This window comes from Klebsiella sp. NPDC088457 (genome assembly GCF_044900465.1).
Classification (GTDB): Bacteria; Pseudomonadota; Gammaproteobacteria; order Enterobacterales; family Enterobacteriaceae; genus Klebsiella.
On sequence record NZ_JBJDNH010000049.1, the window covers coordinates 19750 to 39175 of the forward strand.

At 57.0% G+C, this 19426-nt stretch carries 20 protein-coding genes; 17 read left to right on the forward strand and 3 right to left on the reverse strand.

Translation table 11 applies throughout. The annotated features are described in order from the left end of the window. A partial coding sequence (locus tag ACI2JR_RS23645; protein ID WP_462479593.1) for a phosphopyruvate hydratase occupies positions 1–820 on the forward strand: 820 nt, incomplete at its 5' end. A gap of 68 nt (positions 821–888) precedes the next feature. Here ACI2JR_RS23645 and ACI2JR_RS23650 read toward each other — a convergent pair. Continuing rightward, a complete protein-coding gene (locus ACI2JR_RS23650; protein WP_462479594.1) occupies positions 889–1998 on the reverse strand; it encodes an SDR family oxidoreductase in 1110 nt (369 codons plus the stop codon). 514 nt (positions 1999–2512) lie between these two features. Between ACI2JR_RS23650 and queE the strand changes: the two genes are divergently transcribed. Then, the gene (queE, locus tag ACI2JR_RS23655; protein ID WP_462479595.1) at positions 2513–3184 is read left to right on the forward strand and encodes a 7-carboxy-7-deazaguanine synthase QueE; all 672 of its coding nucleotides are present in this window, start codon (positions 2513–2515) and stop codon (positions 3182–3184) included. A gap of 69 nt (positions 3185–3253) precedes the next feature. Here the strand turns inward: queE and queD are convergent, their stop codons facing one another. Then, positions 3254–3616: a 6-carboxytetrahydropterin synthase QueD gene (gene queD, locus ACI2JR_RS23660; RefSeq protein WP_132730459.1), complete on the reverse strand. Its 363-nt coding sequence runs from the start codon at positions 3614–3616 to the stop codon at positions 3254–3256. A gap of 318 nt (positions 3617–3934) precedes the next feature. On the opposite strand from queD, the gene cysJ reads away from it, so the two are divergent. The 3 genes from cysJ (at position 3935) to cysH (ending at position 8261) form a co-directional block, all read left to right on the forward strand. Next, positions 3935–5734: an NADPH-dependent assimilatory sulfite reductase flavoprotein subunit gene (cysJ, locus tag ACI2JR_RS23665; RefSeq protein ID WP_462479596.1), complete on the forward strand. Its 1800-nt coding sequence runs from the start codon at positions 3935–3937 to the stop codon at positions 5732–5734. Next, positions 5734–7446: an assimilatory sulfite reductase (NADPH) hemoprotein subunit gene (cysI, locus tag ACI2JR_RS23670; protein ID WP_132730455.1), complete on the forward strand. Its 1713-nt coding sequence runs from the start codon at positions 5734–5736 to the stop codon at positions 7444–7446. Before cysJ ends, cysI begins: the two co-directional genes overlap by 1 nt. An 80-nt stretch (positions 7447–7526) precedes the next feature. Then, on the forward strand, positions 7527–8261 hold the full coding sequence (gene cysH / locus ACI2JR_RS23675) for a phosphoadenosine phosphosulfate reductase (RefSeq protein ID WP_132730454.1): 735 nt from the start codon (positions 7527–7529) through the stop codon (positions 8259–8261). Positions 8262–8347: 86 nt separating this feature from the next. Here the strand turns inward: cysH and ACI2JR_RS23680 are convergent, their stop codons facing one another. Then, positions 8348–9391: an aminopeptidase gene (locus tag ACI2JR_RS23680; RefSeq protein ID WP_132730453.1), complete on the reverse strand. Its 1044-nt coding sequence runs from the start codon at positions 9389–9391 to the stop codon at positions 8348–8350. A gap of 247 nt (positions 9392–9638) precedes the next feature. Here ACI2JR_RS23680 and cysG point away from each other — a divergent pair, with 247 nt between their 5' ends. The 12 genes from cysG to nlpD all read left to right on the forward strand — a co-directional run. Then, a complete protein-coding gene (gene cysG / locus ACI2JR_RS23685) occupies positions 9639–11045 on the forward strand; it encodes a siroheme synthase CysG (RefSeq protein ID WP_462479603.1) in 1407 nt (468 codons plus the stop codon). A gap of 9 nt (positions 11046–11054) precedes the next feature. After that, positions 11055–11963 (forward strand): sulfate adenylyltransferase subunit CysD, encoded by a 909-nt coding sequence (gene cysD / locus ACI2JR_RS23690; protein ID WP_462479597.1) that lies wholly within the window; start codon positions 11055–11057, stop codon positions 11961–11963. Between the two features lie 9 nt (positions 11964–11972). After that, positions 11973–13400 carry a sulfate adenylyltransferase subunit CysN gene (gene cysN / locus ACI2JR_RS23695; RefSeq protein ID WP_462479598.1) on the forward strand — a complete coding sequence of 476 codons (1428 nt, stop codon included), beginning with the start codon at positions 11973–11975 and terminating at the stop codon, positions 13398–13400. Continuing rightward, positions 13400–14005 carry an adenylyl-sulfate kinase gene (gene cysC, locus ACI2JR_RS23700; RefSeq protein ID WP_132730450.1) on the forward strand — a complete coding sequence of 202 codons (606 nt, stop codon included), beginning with the start codon at positions 13400–13402 and terminating at the stop codon, positions 14003–14005. Before cysN ends, cysC begins: the two co-directional genes overlap by 1 nt. A 48-nt stretch (positions 14006–14053) precedes the next feature. Beyond that, on the forward strand, positions 14054–14380 hold the full coding sequence (locus tag ACI2JR_RS23705; RefSeq protein WP_132730449.1) for a DUF3561 family protein: 327 nt from the start codon (positions 14054–14056) through the stop codon (positions 14378–14380). Positions 14381–14520: 140 nt separating this feature from the next. After that, on the forward strand, positions 14521–14832 hold the full coding sequence (ftsB, locus tag ACI2JR_RS23710; protein ID WP_132730448.1) for a cell division protein FtsB: 312 nt from the start codon (positions 14521–14523) through the stop codon (positions 14830–14832). A 19-nt stretch (positions 14833–14851) separates the two neighbouring features. After that, positions 14852–15562, forward strand: coding sequence for a 2-C-methyl-D-erythritol 4-phosphate cytidylyltransferase (ispD, locus tag ACI2JR_RS23715; protein ID WP_132730447.1), 711 nt, complete (start codon positions 14852–14854; stop codon positions 15560–15562). Further along, positions 15562–16041, forward strand: a complete 480-nt coding sequence (gene ispF / locus ACI2JR_RS23720) for a 2-C-methyl-D-erythritol 2,4-cyclodiphosphate synthase (protein WP_032690965.1) — start codon at positions 15562–15564, stop codon at positions 16039–16041. The genes ispD and ispF overlap by 1 nt, the downstream gene beginning before the upstream one ends. Continuing rightward, positions 16038–17087: a tRNA pseudouridine(13) synthase TruD gene (truD, locus tag ACI2JR_RS23725; RefSeq protein WP_462479599.1), complete on the forward strand. Its 1050-nt coding sequence runs from the start codon at positions 16038–16040 to the stop codon at positions 17085–17087. Before ispF ends, truD begins: the two co-directional genes overlap by 4 nt. After that, a complete protein-coding gene (surE, locus tag ACI2JR_RS23730) occupies positions 17068–17829 on the forward strand; it encodes a 5'/3'-nucleotidase SurE (RefSeq protein ID WP_132730445.1) in 762 nt (253 codons plus the stop codon). Before truD ends, surE begins: the two co-directional genes overlap by 20 nt. Then, positions 17823–18449, forward strand: coding sequence for a protein-L-isoaspartate(D-aspartate) O-methyltransferase (locus tag ACI2JR_RS23735; protein ID WP_132730444.1), 627 nt, complete (start codon positions 17823–17825; stop codon positions 18447–18449). The genes surE and ACI2JR_RS23735 overlap by 7 nt, the downstream gene beginning before the upstream one ends. Before the next feature lie 123 nt (positions 18450–18572). Continuing rightward, positions 18573–19426 (forward strand): murein hydrolase activator NlpD (gene nlpD, locus ACI2JR_RS23740; RefSeq protein ID WP_462479600.1); only part of this gene is annotated, 854 nt, incomplete at its 3' end.

Here is a 19426-nt window from a genome sequence, read left to right on the forward strand (position 1 = left end):
TGACAACAACGTCGACATCCAGGCCTTTATGATTCAGCCGGTTGGCGCTAAATCCCTGAAAGAAGCCGTACGTATGGGTTCTGAAGTGTTCCACAACCTGGCTAAAGTGCTGAAAGCGAAAGGTATGAACACGGCTGTGGGCGACGAAGGCGGCTACGCGCCGAACCTGGGTTCCAACGCTGAAGCGCTGGCGGTTATCGCGGAAGCGGTTAAAGCTGCAGGCTACGAGCTGGGTACCGACATCACTCTGGCGATGGACTGCGCAGCGTCTGAATTCTACAAAGACGGTAAATACGTTCTGGCCGGCGAAGGCAACAAAGCGTTCACCTCTGAAGAGTTCACTCACTTCCTGGAAGACCTGACCAAACAGTACCCGATCGTTTCTATCGAAGACGGTCTGGACGAGTCTGACTGGGACGGTTTCGCATACCAGACTAAAGTTCTGGGCGACAAAATCCAGCTGGTTGGTGACGATCTGTTCGTAACCAACACCAAGATCCTGAAAGAAGGTATCGAGAAAGGCATCGTTAACTCCATCCTGATCAAATTCAACCAGATCGGTTCTCTGACCGAAACTCTGGCTGCGATCAAAATGGCGAAAGACGCTGGCTACACTGCCGTTATCTCTCACCGTTCTGGCGAAACTGAAGACGCGACCATCGCTGACCTGGCCGTTGGTACCGCTGCAGGCCAGATCAAAACCGGTTCTATGAGCCGTTCTGACCGCGTTGCTAAATACAACCAGCTGATTCGTATCGAAGAAGCGCTGGGCGAAAAAGCACCGTACAACGGTCGTAAAGAGATCAAAGGTCAGGCATAAGCCCGTCCTAATCTGATATGCAAATGCCAGTCTGCGGACTGGCATTTTTTTTATCGCTCTTCCGGCGATTATTTAAAATCGACCGCCATCTGTTGGGGAATAGACAGCCCGCGGGTGGTCTGCGCACAGCGATCGATGTAGTCGGTAAAGCGCGGAGGTTTCGGCATCCCCATGCTAAGCAGCTTAGCATTGCTGAACCGTACGTTAAGCGTGGCAAAGGCGCCATACAGACGCATTGCTTTGAGCATCAGGCGTTCGTTGCAGGGACCAAAGATATCCTTCAGTTCACGGCGCATCTTCACCAGCGTCTCATAGCTCACCTGCGCATACTTATCGCCGACCGGAACCTGCTGCAGCGCGGAAGCCATCGCGCTATCAATCTCGGCAAATTTTACGCTGCTCTCTTCTCCCGCCGAAATATGGACCACTTCACCCTGAGCGAGCCGGTTGTCGAGCAGCAGCATCAGCGCATCGGCGCAGTAGTCGACAGGAATCACATCGATTCTGTCCTCCATCGAACACATGAATTTCTGCAACATGAGCCCCATACTGAAGACCCAGAAAATGCTGCTGGAAGGCTGGCAGCCGTGATGAGTATGGCCCACGACGATAGCAGGGCGGGCAATCGTCAGCGGTAGCGTCGGGCAGGTTTGCTGCATCCGCTGTTCTATGGTTGATTTGGAATGGGTGTACTCGACAAGATGTTCGGCACGTTCACGGAATTCGGCGTTTTCCGCCACCAGAGAGTCGGGTGCCGGCGAGCATGACATAGCGGTGCCAACGTGCAGGAAGCGTTGCAGCCCGGCAACCTGGGACATGCGCTGGGCAAACTGCAAGGTGCCTTCGACGTTCACTTTCCAGATCAGCGGATTATTGCCGAAGGAGGCGACGGCAGCGCAGTTGAGCACGTGGGTGACCTGCTCCAGACGCGGATCGGCGAGGAAGCCTGCCGGGTTCGCCAAATCACCCGCGAGAATATGACGGGGGGCCAGCATCGCCAGTTTCTCCTCGCAGATATTGAACTTACGCATATTTTCTTTGACCCGGGCCAGAGCCGCTTCATCGTTATCGGCACGCACCAAAAGCAGCAGATTAATCCCATTCCTCTGGTTCAGGATATTCTCTAAAACCGCTCCCCCCAGAAATCCGGTAACGCCTGTAATTAATAATGTATTCATGAATGCAGTCTCATCATGGTTGGTCGGCGGGATTTTAGGCGGAGAAAACTAAACGGTGAGTCAATAGAAAATGGCGCTGGAAAAGGCTTTCTTAAGGCTGAATTAAGGTAACGAACGGGCGTGGATAGCATTGGACATCAGCGAGTTGCCGAAGATTCTGTTTTTCATGTTTCCATTTGTACAGCGATGATTTTTATTATTATTTTAATATCCTTTCCCTCTTTTTAACCTTTGCGAAAAGGTAATGATTAACATATCTGGTTACAACAATGGAATACGTTGCTGAACTCCGAGCGGACCCGATAATAAGCGAGGGAGTTTATTACCTGGCTGACGAATAATAAGCAACGGCGTTGTGAAAATAAGTCCAGGGGCCCGGGATTTTATCGCTGGATGGGCTATAAATAACAGCAGGGCTGACGGCACAACGGACCCCGGACAATCGCAGCTGCGGACAAGACCTCAACCCGCAAATCTGCGATAATGATCGTTTCGAACCTGAACAGAGATGATTATGCAGTACCCGATTAACGAGATGTTCCAGACCTTGCAAGGCGAGGGTTACTTCACCGGCGTGCCTGCCATTTTTATTCGTCTGCAGGGATGCCCGGTTGGTTGCGCCTGGTGCGATACCAAACATACCTGGGACAAACTTGCCGATCGGGAAGTGTCGCTGTTTAGCATTCTGGCGAAAACCAAAGAGAGTGATAAATGGGGCCCGGCCAGCGGAGAAGATCTGCTGGCGATCGTTGGACGCCAGGACTGGACCGCGCGTCATGTGGTCATCACCGGCGGCGAGCCCTGCATTCATGATTTAACCCCGCTGACCGCACTGTTTGAGCAGAACGGCTTTAGCTGCCAGATTGAAACCAGCGGCACTCATGAAGTGCGCTGTACCCCGAATACCTGGGTGACAGTATCGCCGAAGGTGAATATGCGCGGCGGCTATGACGTGCTGTCGCAGGCCTTGCAGCGGGCGGATGAAATCAAACATCCGGTCGGACGCGTGCGTGATATCGAAGCGCTGGATGAACTGCTGGCAACGCTGAGCGATGAAAAACCGCGGATTATTGCCTTACAGCCGATCAGCCAGAAAGACGACGCGACGCGCCTGTGCATTGAGACCTGTATCGCCCGTAACTGGCGGCTATCGATGCAGACGCATAAATATCTCAATATCGCCTGATGACAAAGGCCCGGTCGCGCGATGCGGACCGGGCCTTTCTGTTCTGCTGGCCGGGTAAACGGCGACGTTTTACTCGCCGCGATAGACGCAACCCGCCGTGCAGGTCTCTTTAATCATCACCGCGCTCAGCAGCGGTACCAGAGGTTTCATCTGTTCCCAAATCCACTTCGCCAGCACTTCGCTGGTTGGGTTTTCCAGACCGGGAATATCATTCAGGTAGTAGTGATCCAGACGGTCGTAGGTCGGCTTAAATGCGGCCTTCAGCTCGGCAAAATCCATGATCCAACCCGTATGGGGATCGACTTCACCGGTAATCTCCAGACGCACCATAAAAGAGTGACCGTGCAGACGACCGCACTTATGACCTTCCGGTACGTGAGGCAGGCGATGGGCGGCTTCGAAGGTGAAATCTTTAAACAGGGTGGTGGACATCTTTTACTCTCAATAAGACAAAAAACCGCCGTAGGGTACCGGAAAGCGCCTTTTTTATCATTAACTAAAACGGCCCTGAACGGAAAATAGACGCTTGCACCGCGCCGTATCATAATAATTCTTTATCTTTCATGTGTTTAATTAATCGTTTTTGTTGTTAATAACTATAACTAAAACAGGTTAGTCCATTTGGTTATTTGTTATTTCCATCCCTTCTTTAATTGTTACTATGAGCGCCGTTAACCTTACATTCTCTTCTGTTTTTGCCGCGCTGACAGGGTGCGAATAACAGCTTAGCTTACTGGAACATAACGACGCATGACGACACAGGTCCCACCTTCCAATTTGCTGCCGCTTAACCCGGAGCAAATGGCGCGCCTGCAGGCGGCCACGACAGACTTCACCCCGACCCAGCTTGCCTGGGTTTCCGGCTACTTCTGGGGCGTGCTGAACCAGCAGCCCGGCGCGGCGATAGCGGCGCCCGCTCAGGCAGCGGAAGTCCCGAGCATTACCCTTATTTCGGCGTCGCAAACCGGCAACGCCCGTCGGGTGGCGGAAGCGCTACGTGACGATCTATTAGCGGCACAGCTGAACGTCAAGCTGGTGAACGCAGGCGACTATAAATTCAAACAAATTGCCTCCGAAAAGCTACTGGTTATCGTGACGTCGACGCAAGGTGAAGGTGAATCGCCGGAAGAGGCCGTTGCGTTGCATAAGTTTCTGTTTTCCAAAAAAGCGCCGAAGCTTGAGGGGACCGCCTTTGCGGTATTTGGCTTAGGCGATACTTCTTACGAATTCTTCTGCCAGTCCGGTAAAGACTTCGACAGCCGACTGGCGGAACTGGGCGGCGAACGTCTGCTGGACCGCGTGGACGCTGACGTGGAATACCAGCCTGCGGCGGCGGAATGGCGCGCGCGCGTCGTGGAGGTACTGAAGGCGCGTGCGCCGGCGGCGACGCCGGCTCAGGTGGCGACCAGCGGCGCGGTGAATGACATTCACTCCAGTCCTTATACTAAAGAAGCGCCGCTAACGGCGACGCTGTCGGTCAACCAGAAAATTACCGGCCGCGATTCAGAAAAAGACGTGCGTCACATTGAAATCGATCTTGCTGACTCCGGCCTGCGTTACCAGCCGGGCGATGCGCTGGGCGTGTGGTACCAAAACGACCCGGCGCTGGTCAAAGAGCTGGTTGAACTGCTATGGCTGAAGGGCGATGAACCGGTCGCCGTCGAGGGCAAAACGCTGCCGCTGGCGGAGGCGCTGGAGTGGCATTTCGAGTTAACGGTCAATACCGCTAATATCGTTGAGAATTACGCCACCTTAACCCGCAGCGAAACGCTGTTGCCGCTGGTCGGCGACAAAGCGCAGCTCCAGCACTATGCGGCGACCACGCCGATCGTCGATATGGTGCGTTTCTCTCCGGCGCAGCTGGATGCCGAAGCGTTAATCGGTCTGCTGCGTCCGCTGACGCCGCGTCTTTACTCCATTGCCTCATCGCAGGCGGAAGTGGAGAGCGAAGTCCACGTCACCGTTGGCGTGGTGCGTTACGACATCGAAGGCCGCGCGCGGGCGGGCGGTGCGTCGAGTTTCCTCGCCGATCGCCTGGAAGAAGACAGCGAAGTCCGCGTCTTTATCGAACACAACGACAACTTCCGTCTGCCTGCTAACCCGCAAACGCCGGTCATTATGATTGGTCCGGGCACCGGAATTGCGCCGTTCCGCGCGTTCATGCAGCAGCGTGCGGCGGAAGGTGCACAGGGGAAGAACTGGCTGTTCTTTGGTAACCCGCACTTTACGGAAGATTTCCTCTACCAGGTGGAATGGCAAAGCTACGTCAAAGAAGGCGTGCTGAGCCGTATCGACCTGGCCTGGTCCCGCGATCAACAACAAAAAGTCTATGTTCAGGACAAGCTGCGCGAGCAGGGGGCCGAACTGTGGCGCTGGATTAATGACGGTGCCCATATTTATGTCTGCGGCGATGCCAATCGTATGGCGAAAGACGTTGAGCAGACGTTACTGGACGTGATTGCCGAATTCGGCGCGATGGATGCCGAAGCGGCGGACGAATTTTTAAGTGAGCTGCGCGTTGAGCGCCGTTATCAGCGAGATGTCTACTAATGAGCGAAAAACACCCCGGCCCTCTGGTGGTCGAAGGCAAACTGGTTGATGCCGAACGCCTGAAGCTTGAGAGCAATTTCCTGCGCGGTACTATTAAAGAAGATTTGCAGGACGGCCTGACTGGCGGTTTCAACGGCGATAATTTTCTGCTGATCCGCTTCCACGGCATGTATCAGCAGGATGACCGTGATATTCGCGCCGAGCGCGCGGCGCAGAAGCTCGAACCGCGTCACGCGATGATGCTGCGCTGCCGCCTGCCGGGCGGGGTTATCACCACTAAACAGTGGCAGGCGATTGATAAATTTGCCGGTGAGAACACCATTTACGGCAGCATTCGTCTGACTAACCGACAGACCTTCCAGTTTCACGGTATTCTGAAAAAGAACGTGAAACCGGCCCATGAAATGCTGCACGACGTGGGGCTGGACGCGCTGGCGACCGCCAACGACGTCAACCGTAACGTGCTGTGTACGTCTAACCCGAACGAGTCTCAGCTACATACTGAAGCCTACGAGTGGGCGAAAAAGATCTCCGAACATCTGCTGCCGCGCACCCGCGCGTATGCTGAGATCTGGCTCGATCAGAAGAAGGTCGCCACCACCGATGAAGAACCGATCCTCGGCCCGACCTACCTGCCGCGTAAGTTCAAAACGACCGTGGTGATCCCGCCGCAGAACGACATTGATCTGCACGCCAACGACATGAACTTCGTGGCGATTGCCGAAAACGGCAAGCTGGTGGGCTTTAACCTGCTGGTGGGCGGCGGTCTGTCGATTGAACACGGCAACAAGAAAACCTACGCCCGTACCGCCAGCGAATTCGGCTATCTGCCGCTGGAACACACGCTGGCCGTCGCGGAAGCGGTCGTCACCACCCAGCGTGACTGGGGCAACCGTACCGACCGTAAAAATGCGAAAACCAAGTACACCCTTGAGCGCGTTGGCGTCGAGACCTTCAAGGCCGAAGTTGAGCGTCGCGCCGGGATTAAGTTTGAGCCGATCCGTCCGTATGAGTTTACCGGACGTGGCGATCGCATTGGTTGGGTAAAAGGGATCGATAAGAAATGGCACCTGACGCTGTTTATTGAAAACGGGCGTATCCTTGATTATCCAGGTCGTCCGCTGAAGACCGGTCTGCTGGAGATCGCGAAGGTCCATAAGGGCGAGTTCCGTATTACGGCCAATCAGAACCTGATCATCGCGGGGGTGCCGGAAGCGGAAAAAGCGCGGATTGAGAAGCTGGCGCGCGATCATGGGTTGATGAATGCGGTCACCCCGCAGCGTGAAAACTCGATGGCCTGCGTTTCATTCCCGACCTGCCCGCTGGCGATGGCCGAAGCGGAGCGCTTCCTGCCGTCGTTTATCGATAAGGTGGAAGGGGTGATGAGCAAACACGGCGTGAGCGATGAGCATATCGTGACCCGCGTGACCGGCTGCCCGAACGGCTGCGGGCGCGCGATGCTGGCGGAAGTTGGCCTGGTGGGGAAAGCGCCGGGGCGCTATAACCTGCATCTTGGCGGTAACCGCAGCGGGACGCGAATTCCGCGCATGTATCGCGAGAATATTACCGAGTCGGAAATTCTCGACTCGATTGACGAACTGGTAGGGCGCTGGGCGAAAGAGCGCGAAGCGGGTGAAGGCTTCGGCGACTTTACGGTGCGTGCGGGCATCATTCGCCCGGTGCTCGACCCAGCCCGTGATTTCTGGGAATAAGTTTTTATCTGCACCCGACGATGCTCTCTTCCCGTTGAGGGGAGAGGGCCAGGGTGAAGGGAAAAATCAACGAGGTAACTATGTCCGTACTCGATCTCAACGCGCTTAATGAACTGCCGAAAGTCGAACGTGTGCTTCAGCTGGCGGAAACCAACGCCCGGCTGGAGAAACTCAGCGCCGAGGAGCGTGTGGCATGGGCGCTGGAAAATCTTCCCGGCGACTATGCGCTCTCTTCCAGCTTCGGTATTCAGGCGGCGGTCAGTTTGCATCTGGTGAACCAGATTCGTCCGGATATTCCGGTGATCCTCACCGATACCGGCTACCTGTTCCCGGAAACCTATCAGTTTATTGATGAGCTCACCGATAAGCTGCAGCTGAACCTGAAAGTTTATCGGGCGCAGACCAGCCCGGCGTGGCAGGAAGCGCGCTATGGCAAACTGTGGGAGCAGGGCGTTGAGGGCATTGAGAAATACAATGAAATCAACAAAGTAGAGCCGATGAACCGGGCGCTGCAAGAGCTGAATACCGCAACCTGGTTTGCCGGCCTGCGCCGCGAACAGTCCGGCAGTCGCGCCACGTTACCGGTGCTGGCGATTCAGCGCGGGGTCTTTAAGGTGCTGCCGATCATCGACTGGGATAACCGGACCGTCTATCAGTACCTGCAAAAGCACGGCCTGAAATACCATCCGCTGTGGGATCAAGGATATCTCTCGGTAGGCGATACCCATACCACCCGTAAATGGGAACCGGGGATGGCCGAAGAAGAGACGCGTTTCTTTGGTCTGAAACGCGAGTGCGGACTGCACGAGGGATAAATCCTCGTAACCCTTTAGTCCTGAGACAAGCCCTCAGTCTTCACGTTGAGGGCTTTTTTGTGTACCGACGAAGCAACGGCGTGCGGTTAGCTATGCTTCTCCGCCTTCGCCAGCTCTTTAAGCAGCGGCAGCATCACCTTGACGACATCGCGGCTGCGGTGTTCAATGCGGCCCGGCAGGGCTTTATCAATATGCTGCTGGTTATCCAGCTGCACGTCGTGCCAACTGGTGCCCTGCGGGAAGGAGCGAGATTTGTTACGCTGCTGAGCGCCATCTTTCTTGCCCAGCGCCCAGTTGGTGGCTTCCACCGAGAGCACCGGGATCCCGGCGCTGTCAAAAACGCTGGCGTCATTGCAGCAGCCGGTGCCCTGCGGATAATCATGATTGCGGCCGGGGTTGGTATAAGCGGCAATCCCCAGACCGCGCGCGATGGCCAGCGCCCGGTCCCGGGTGAGTTTACGAATCGGCGCCGGGGTGCTGCGGCCGCTGTTAAAATAGAGTTTATCGCCCACCACCAGATTATCGAGATTAATCACCAGCAGCGTGTTTTTCTTCTCCTCGTCGCTCATCCGCTTGAGCAGGTTTTGCGCACCGAGATTGCCTTCTTCTTCACCGCTCGAGGCGACAAAACGGATGCCGTAGCGGGTGGGTACACTCTTCAGACGTTCGGCGAGCTCCAGCAGGACGCCAACGCCCACGGCGTTATCGTCGATGCCCTGCAGGGTTAAGCCGCCGAGGTTGTGTTCGACATCGTCATCGCTCATCGGCGCATAGGTATCGAGGTGCGCCATCACAATGATCTGCTGACGAGCCGTCCCCTCATGGGCCGCAATTACCGTGCTGCCGGTGACGTTTTGCCAGTTTTGCCGCTTATTTTTATTGCTGTAGATATAGCGCGCATGGAAGCTACGCACATCGCTCTGATAGCCCATTTGCGCAAATTGCTGACGCACATAGTCCGCCGACAGCATCTCTGCGGGCGTTCCGGTCATTCTTCCGGGGAAGACGGTGGCGATATGACGAGCCTGAGTATTTGCGGTATCGCCCATGGCGCTGAAAACCGGGGCGGAGAAGACAAAACCTGCGCCAAGCGCCAATGGAAGAAGGCGGCGGCACAACGCGGAAAACATAGAGGGGTCCTTTCTCGAAGGTAACAATTTAACGCTTCTAGTATGAAACTGTGACCGTGGTTAAACAATTTCATTTGCTCTTAAATAGCGGAAAAATCGCGTGTTAAGCACTTTTTGATATTTGCTTTTCCAGGTCGTTATTCTTTTGGGTAACTACTCATTCCATTTAGTAATTTCATTTGCTCTAAACGGCACCCTATAGTCGCTGTATGACTGATTGTAAGCGAGTTGTTGCTACGTGGATTATTTGCCCTTATTTGCCGGGTTGAAGAACAGGCCCGTGCTGGTTATCGGCGGCGGGGAAATTGCCGCGCGCAAAATTATGTTTCTGCGTCGCGCCGGGGCAAGCGTTCAGGTGGTGGCTGAGGCGTTATCTCAGGAGATCGCCGGGCTGGTTGCACGTCAGGAGATCCAGTGGCGCGCCCGCGAATTCGAGGAACGCCAGATTGATGACGTGTTTCTGGTGATTGCCGCGACCGAAGATGACGCGCTCAATCAGCGGGTGTCCGCGGCGGCGAACGCCCGTTACCGACTGGTTAACGTGGTCGACAATCAGCCGCTTTGTTCAGCGGTTTTTCCCTCGATAGTCGACCGCTCTCCGCTGCTGATCGCCATCTTTTCTGGTGGAACCGCACCGGTATTATCAAAGCTTATCCGCGAAAAAATTGAAGCGCTGCTGCCAACCCATCTGGGGCGAGTTGCCGAGGCGGCAAGCGAGTGGCGCCAGCGGATTAAAACGCACCTGAGCACCACGGCGGCGCGGCGTCGCTTCTGGGAGCGGGTCTTTAACGGCCGCTTTGCCAGCCTGATGCTCGCCGGAAACCGGGCTGCCGCCGATAAGGCGCTGGAGGAGGAGCTATACCAGCCGGAAAAACGGCCTGGCGAAATCATTCTCGTCGGCGCGGGGCCGGGAGATGCCGGGCTGCTTACGCTGCGCGGCCTGCAGGCGGTTCAGCAGGCGGACGTGGTGTTTTACGACTATCTGGTGACGCCGGAAGTCCGTGAGCTGGTGCGCCGCGATGCTGAGATGATCTGCGTCGGTAAACGGGCGGGCGAACATTCGGTGCCCCAGCACCAGACCAACCAGATGCTGGTCGATGCGGCGCGGCAGGGGAAAACGGTGGTGCGTCTGAAAGGCGGCGATCCCTTTATTTTTGGTCGCGGCGGCGAGGAGCTACAGGCGGCAGCGGCGGCGGGGATCCCGTTTCAGGTGGTCCCTGGGGTGACGGCAGCCGCCGGCGCAACGGCCTATGCCGGCATTCCGCTGACCCATCGCGATTATGCCCAAAGCGTGACCTTTGTTACCGGTCATTACAAGGCCGACAGCGACTCGCTCGACTGGTCGCTGTTGGCGCAAAGTCGTCAGACGCTGGCTATCTATATGGGCACCATGAAAGCGGCGGAAATCAGCGCGCAGCTCATCGCTCATGGCCGGGATCGCGATACCCCGGTGGCGGTGATCTCGCGCGGTACCCGTGCCGATCAGCAGACGACGACTGGCACATTACAACAACTCGAACGCCTGGCGAAAGATGCCCCGATGCCCGCTCTGCTGGTGGTGGGCGAAGTGGTGCAATTACATCAACAGCTCGCCTGGTTTCAACACACAACCCGAGCAGACGCGTTTAACGCCTCTGTGGTGAATCTGGCTTAAGGAACGGTTATGGACCAAAAACGACTCACTCACCTGCGGCAACTGGAGGCGGAAAGCATCCATATAATCCGCGAGGTGGCCGCCGAATTCTCGAACCCGGTGATGATGTACTCCATCGGTAAAGATTCCAGCGTGATGCTGCATCTGGCGCGTAAAGCGTTTTATCCGGGTACCCTGCCTTTTCCGCTGCTGCATGTTGATACCGGCTGGAAATTCCGCGAGATGTATGAATTCCGCGACCGGACGGCGAAAGCCTATGGCTGCGAACTGCTGGTGCATAAAAACCCGGAAGGGGTGGCGATGGGGATTAACCCGTTTGTTCACGGCAGCTCCAAGCATACCGACATCATGAAAACCGAAGGTCTGAAGCAGGCGCTGGACAAATACGGCTTTGACGCCGCGTTCGGCGGTGCCCGTCGCGACGAAGAAAAATCCCGCGCTAAAGAGCGGATTTACTCGTTCCGCGACCGCTTTCACCGCTGGGATCCGAAAAACCAGCGTCCGGAGCTGTGGCATAACTATAACGGCCAGATTAACAAAGGCGAAAGCATCCGCGTGTTCCCGCTCTCCAACTGGACCGAGCTGGATATCTGGCAGTACATCTATCTGGAAAATATTGAAATCGTGCCGCTGTATCTGGCGGCAGAGCGCCCGGTGCTTGAGCGTGACGGGATGCTGATGATGATCGATGACGATCGTATCGATTTACAGCCCGGCGAGATGATCAAAAAGCAGATGGTGCGTTTCCGTACTCTGGGCTGCTGGCCGCTGACCGGCGCCGTGGAGTCCAACGCGCAAACGCTGCCGGAGATTATTGAAGAGATGCTGGTCTCCACCACCAGTGAACGTCAGGGTCGAATGATTGACCGCGACCAGGCCGGCTCCATGGAGCTGAAGAAACGTCAGGGGTATTTCTAAGGAGCCGCCATGAACACGACAATTGCCCAACAAATTGCTAATGAAGGCGGCGTAGAAGCTTATCTGCACGCGCAACAGCACAAAAGCCTGCTGCGCTTCCTGACCTGCGGCAGCGTCGATGACGGGAAAAGCACCCTGATTGGCCGCCTGCTGCACGATACCCGGCAGATTTACGAAGATCAGCTCTCATCGCTGCACAATGACAGCAAGCGTCACGGTACGCAGGGTGAAAAACTGGATCTGGCGCTGCTGGTGGATGGCCTGCAGGCTGAGCGCGAGCAGGGCATTACCATCGATGTCGCCTATCGCTATTTCTCTACCGAGAAACGCAAATTTATTATCGCCGACACCCCGGGGCACGAGCAGTACACCCGCAATATGGCGACCGGCGCTTCCACCTGCGATCTGGCGATTCTGCTGATGGATGCGCGTAAAGGCGTGCTCGATCAGACCCGCCGTCACAGCTTTATTTCGACGCTGCTGGGGATTAAAAACCTGGTGGTGGCGGTGAACAAAATGGACCTGGTGGGCTTTAGCGAAGAGACGTTCAACCGCATTCGCGAAGAGTATCTGTCCTTTGCAGAGCAGCTGCCGGGCGACGTCGATATTCGCTTTGTTCCGCTTTCTGCCCTCGAGGGGGACAACGTCGCGACCCAGAGCGCCAGCATGCCGTGGTACAGCGGCCCGACGCTGTTGGAAGTGCTGGAAACCGTTGAAATTCATCGGGTGGTGGAAAACCAGCCGCTGCGCTTCCCGGTCCAGTTCGTTAATCGTCCCAACCTCGACTTCCGCGGTTTCTCCGGGACCGTGGCCTCCGGCAGCGTCAAGGTCGGACAGCGTCTGAAGGTGCTGCCGTCGGGCGTTGAATCCAGCGTGGCGCGGATCGTGACCTTTGACGGCGACCTGCAGGAAGCCGGCGCCGGTGAAGCGATTACCATCGTACTGAAAGACGAGATTGATATCAGCCGCGGCGATCTGCTGGTGGATGCTCAGGTCACGCTGCCTGCGGTACAGAGCGCCAGCGTGGACGTGGTCTGGATGGCGGAGCAGCCGTTGGCCCCGGGCCAGAGCTACGATATTAAAATCGCCGGCAAGAAAACCCGCGCCCGGGTGGACGGCATTCGCTATCAGGTTGATATCAACAAGTTGACCCAGCGTGACGTCGAGTCTCTACCGCTGAACGGGATTGGCCTTGTCGATTTAACCTTCGACGAACCGCTGGTGCTGGACAAATATCAGCACAACCCGGTAACCGGTGGGCTGATCTTTATCGATCGCCTGTCGAACGTCACCGTCGGCGCCGGGATGGTACGCGAGCCGCAGGAGCGCGCTCAGGCGTCAGCATCGCCGTTCAGCGCGTTTGAGCTGGAGCTGAATCAGCTGATCCGTAAACACTTCCCGCACTGGGAAGCGCGTGACCTGCTGGGAGGCAAGTAATGGCCCTGCATGACGAAAACGTCGTCTGGCATGCCCATCCGGTTACGCAGCAGCAGCGCGAACAGCACCACGGCCATCGCGGCGTGGTGCTGTGGTTTACCGGGCTCTCCGGCTCCGGTAAATCCACCGTTGCCGGCGCGCTGGAAGAGGCGCTGCATCAGATAGGGGTCAGCACCTACCTGCTGGATGGCGATAACGTGCGTCACGGGCTGTGCAGCGATCTCGGCTTCAGCGATGAGGACCGCAAAGAAAATATTCGCCGCGTCGGAGAGGTCGCGAAACTGATGGTGGATGCCGGGCTGGTGGTATTGACGGCGTTTATCTCTCCGCACCGTGCCGAACGGCAGATGGTGCGCGAGCGGCTGGGTGAAGGGCGCTTTATCGAAGTGTTCGTCGATACCCCGCTGGCCATTTGCGAGGCACGAGACCCAAAGGGGCTATACAAGAAGGCGCGTGCGGGTGAATTGCGTAATTTTACCGGGATTGATTCGGTGTATGAGTCGCCGGAAAAGGCGGAAATTCATCTGGATGGTGAACAATTGGTAACAAATTTGGTGCACCAACTATTAGACCTCCTCAGACAGAGCGATATTATCAGATCCTGAAACGGCGGCGGCATTGAGATGCCGGTCGCCCGGTCAACAGGATTCGATATGCGCAATACCCAGAACATCAGTATTATTCGCTCAGAACCACCGCCGGTGGCCAATGACGAGACCACCTGGTCTTTGTCAGGCGCCGCCGTGGGGTTTATTTCATGGCTACTGGCGCTGGGTATTCCCTTCCTGATCTATGGCAGTAATACGCTGTTTTTCCTCCTCTATACCTGGCCGTTCTTCCTTGCTTTGATGCCGGTGGCCGTGGTGGTCGGTATTGCGCTGCATTCGTTGTTGAACGGTAAACTCCTCTATAGCGCCTGCGCGACGATTTTGACGGTCGGACTGATGTTTGGTCTGCTGTTCCTCTGGCTGCTGGGTTAGTCCTTTTGCTGTGTAAATCAAGCCTGGGTATCGGCGACAGAAATGTGTTACAGTCCCCGCGTTACGCGGCGTCGTCCGCGTGTCGGAGTAAAATACTCGGGCGAGTTATGGGATGATGATGCCGTTTTTCAGGGGGCAGAATGGGTAAATTAACGCTGCTACTATTGGCTTTGCTGGTCTGGCTGCAGTACTCGCTGTGGTTCGGTAAAAATGGTCTGCACGACTATAGCCGGGTGAATGACGACGTTACCGCGCAGCAAGCCACTAACAGCAAATTAAAGGCGCGCAACGATCAGCTGTTCGCGGAAATCGATGACCTCAACGGCGGTCAGGAAGCGATCGAAGAGCGCGCGCGCAATGAACTAAGCATGACCCGCCCGGGCGAAACATTTTATCGTCTGGTCCCGGATGCGTCTAAACGCAACCAGGGGGCGGCGCAGAACAATCGATAGACAAGCCCAGGATTACGACATGGCAGCCACTTTTCCGGGTGTTTGCGCCGTGGTACCGGCAGCCGGTTTTGGCCGCCGCATGCAAACGGAATGCCCGAAACAATATCTCTCAATCGGTAACAAAACGATTCTCGAACACGCGGTTGCCGCGCTGTTGGCGAACGCGTGCGTGCAGCGCGTGGTGATAGCCGTCAGTCCAGGCGATATCCGCTTCAGCCAGCTGCCGCTGGCAAATCATCCGCAAATCACCGTCGTTGACGGCGGCGCCGAACGCGCCGACTCCGTGCTGGCCGGACTGCAGGCGTTACCTGACGCGGAATGGGTGCTGGTGCACGATGCCGCCCGCCCGTGTCTGCATCAGGACGATCTCTGCCGTCTGCTGGCCTTGCGGGATACCAGCCGGGTCGGCGGTATCCTCGCCGCGCCGGTACGCGACACCATGAAACGCGCGGAACCCGGCAAGGTAGCCATTGCGCACACGGTCGACCGTAACGATCTGTGGCATGCGCTGACGCCGCAATTTTTCCCTCGTGAGCTCCTCCTCGACTGCCTGACGCGCGCGCTGAATGACAGCGCGACCATCACCGATGAAGCCTCGGCGCTGGAGTACTGTGGCTTCCATCCCGAACTGGTCGCCGGACGAGCTGATAATATTAAAGTCACCCGCCCGGAAGACCTGGCGCTGGCAGAATTTTACCTTACCCGTTCCCGACACCAGGAGAAGGCTTAATGCGAATTGGACACGGTTTTGACGTACACGCTTTTGGCGGTGAAGGCCCAATCATCATTGGCGGGGTACGCGTTCCCTATGAAAAAGGGCTGCTGGCCCACTCCGACGGCGACGTGGCGCTGCATGCGCTGACCGATGCCCTGCTGGGCGCCGCGGCGCTGGGGGATATCGGCAAGCTGTTCCCGGATACCGACCCGGCCTTCAAGGGCGCCGACAGCCGTGAGCTGCTGCGTGAAGCCTGGCGGCGGATCCAGGCCAAAGGCTATACCCTCGGTAACGTTGATGTCACCATCATCGCTCAGGCGCCAAAAATGCTGCCGCATATTCCGCAAATGCGCGTCTTTATCGCCGAAGATTTGGGCTGCCATATGGACGACGTTAACGTGAAAGCGACGACCACCGAAAAGCTGGGCTTCACCGGCCGCGGCGAAGGTATCGCCTGCGAAGCGGTGGCGCTGCTGCATAAGGTTCAGCCATGATCGCTTTCAATGACCTCACCTGGCTGCACGGTAAACCGCAGGGGCAGGGGATACTGAAAGCCAATCCGGAAGACTTTGTGGTCGTTGAGGATCTCGGTTTTGCACCTGACGGTGAAGGCGAACACCTGCTGGTACGGGTGCTGAAAAAGGACTGCAATACCCGCTTTGTTGCTGACGCCCTGGCGAAATTTCTTAAAATCCACGCGCGCGAAGTCAGCTTTGCCGGGCAGAAAGACAAACACGCGGTGACCGAACAGTGGCTGTGCGCGCGGGTTCCGGGCAAAGAGATGCCCGATCTGAGCCAGTTTCAGCTGGAAGGCTGCCAGGTACTGGAGTACGCGCGGCATAAACGCAAGCTGCGCCCTGGCGCGCTGAAGGGCAACCAGTTTACCCTGGTCCTGCGGGAAATCAGCGATCGCGACGATGTCGAGCGGCGTCTGCAGGCTATTGCCGCGCAGGGTGTGCCGAACTATTTCGGCGCCCAGCGGTTTGGTATCGGCGGCAACAATCTGCTCGGCGCGTTGCGCTGGGCCGAGAGCGGCGCGCCGGTTCGCGATCGCAATAAACGCAGTTTTTGGCTGTCGGCGGCCCGCAGCGGCTTGTTTAATCAACAGGTCAGTATTAGATTAAAAAAACCGGAATTTAATCAGGTTGTTGATGGCGATGCGCTACAATTAGCGGGGCGCGGGAGCTGGTTTGTCGCCACGCTGGAGGAGCGCGCGCAGCTGCAGGCACGGGTTGATAACCGTGAACTGATGATTACTGCGGCGTTACCGGGAAGCGGCGAGTGGGGCAGCCAACGCGATGCGCTGGCCGCAGAGCAGGCGGCAGTGGCTGAAGAGACGCAGCTCCAGGCCTTGCTGGTGCGTGAAAAAGTAGAGGCGGCGCGCCGGGCGATGCTGCTCTATCCGCAGCAGATGAGCTGGAACTGGTGGGATGACGTAACCGTTGAACTGCGTTTCTGGCTGCCGGCGGGCAGCTTCGCCACCAGCGTGGTAAGGGAACTTATCAATACAACGGGTGACTATGCGAATATTGCTGAGTAACGATGACGGGATTCATGCGCCGGGCATTCAGACCCTGGCGAAGGCCTTACGGGAGTTTGCTGAGGTCCAGGTAGTTGCACCCGATCGTAACCGCAGTGGCGCATCGAATTCCCTGACCCTGGAGTCTTCGCTTCGTACCTTTACCTTCGACAATGGCGATATCGCCGTCCAGATGGGCACGCCCACGGACTGTGTCTACCTCGGCGTTAACGCCCTGATGCGTCCCCGCCCGGATATCGTGGTTTCCGGTATTAACGCCGGCCCGAATCTTGGCGATGACGTTATCTATTCCGGCACCGTCGCGGCGGCGATGGAAGGCCGTCACCTTGGCTTCCCGGCGCTGGCCGTTTCGCTGAACGGCCACCAGCACTACGACACCGCGGCGGCCATTACCTGTTCTGTTCTTCGCGCGCTAAGCCGCGAACCGCTGCGTACCGGGCGTATCCTCAATATTAATGTGCCGGATCTGCCGCTTGCGCAGATTAAAGGTATCCGCGTCACCCGCTGCGGCAGCCGCCATCCCGCCGACCAGGTCATTCCGCAAAAAGATCCGCGCGGCAATACGCTGTACTGGATTGGTCCGCCGGGAGAAAAACACGATGCCGGGCCGGATACCGACTTTGCGGCAGTGGATGAAGGCTACGTTTCGATCACCCCGCTGCACGTTGATTTAACCGCCCACCAGGCCCATGAAGTGGTGACCGACTGGCTGGATCGCGTCGGAGTGGATACCCAATGGTAAGCAAACGTGTTGAAAGTCTGCTGAATCAACTGCGCACTCAGGGCATCGTCGACGAACGCGTGCTGGAGGCGATTTCTCTGGTGCCGCGGGAAAAATTCGTTGATGAGGCCTTCGAACATAAGGCGTGGGAAAACACGGCATTGCCGATTGGCCAGGGGCAAACCATCTCGCAACCCTACATGGTGGCGCGGATGACGGAGCTTCTGACGCTGACGCCGGAGTCGCGGGTGCTGGAAATCGGCACCGGCTCGGGCTACCAGACGGCGATCCTGGCACACCTGGTGCATCACGTCTGTTCGGTCGAGCGCATCAAGAGTTTACAGTGGCATGCGCGTCGTCGCCTCAAACAACTTGATTTACATAATGTTTCAACCCGTCATGGCGATGGATGGCAGGGTTGGCAGGCACGCGCTCCTTTTGATGCGATTATCGTGACCGCCGCGCCGCCGGAAATACCTCCCGCGCTGCTGGCGCAGCTGGATGAGGGGGGCGTGCTGGTTTTACCGGTCGGTGAGGAGCATCAGTTCCTGAAACGGATCCGTCGTCGCGGAAATGAGTTTGTGATTGATACCGTTGAAGCCGTGCGCTTCGTTCCGCTGGTTCAGGGGGAGCTGGCGTGAGACCCGGATTAATCCGGGTTTTTTTGCCTGACTTTAGGCGTAGGGTGGACACATTTTCAGTGTCCTGGCCGGGTGTGACCCGGTAAGCAAGATATTGGCAGTTAACATATTCCTGGGGGATAAATGAGCGCGGGAAGCCCAAAATTTACCTTAAGCCGTATTACGGCGTTATCACTGGTCTCACTCTGGCTGGCGGGTTGCTCCAGTAGCAATAATCCGCCCGCGCCGGTTAGCTCGGCGGGTGGCGCCCAGTCTTCGGGGACCAATTCCGGGATGCTGATTACCCCGCCGTCGACCACTGGTTCCGCCATTGTTCCCCGGACGCCCCAGGTACAGCCGGTGCAGACGCCGGCGACTCAGGTTCAGCCGATGGCCCAGCAGCCGGTGCAAACCGTCAACGGTAAGATCGTCTATAACCGCAAATACGGCGATATTCCGAAAGGCAGCTATACCGGTGGCAGCACCTATACCGTGAAACGCGGCGATACGCTGTTCTATATTGCCTGGGTCACCGGTAACGATTTCCGCGACCTCGCGCAGCGCAATAATATCCCGGCGCCGTACGGCCTGAACGTCGGTCAGACGCTGCAGGTCGGCAACGCTGCCGGCCAGCCGATTACCGGCGATAATGCCGTAGCTCAGGCCAGCGCGCAGGCCAGCGGCGGTGCGCCGGCGGCCTCACATTCTGCACAAAAATCAACCGCAGTGGTTGCGTCCCAACCAACTATTACGTATTCTGAATCCTCAGGTGAACAGAGTGCTAATAAGATGTTGCCGAATAATAAACCCGCGACGACGGCCACTACCGTCGCGCCAGTTACGGCTCCAGCTGTCAGTACGAACCAACCGACTGCAAGCAGTACGTCAACCAGTTCGCCGATCTCCACATGGCGCTGGCCGACTGATGGCAAGATTATCGAGAACTTTAGCGGCGCGGAAGGCGGCAATAAAGGTATCGATATTGCAGGCAGTAAGGG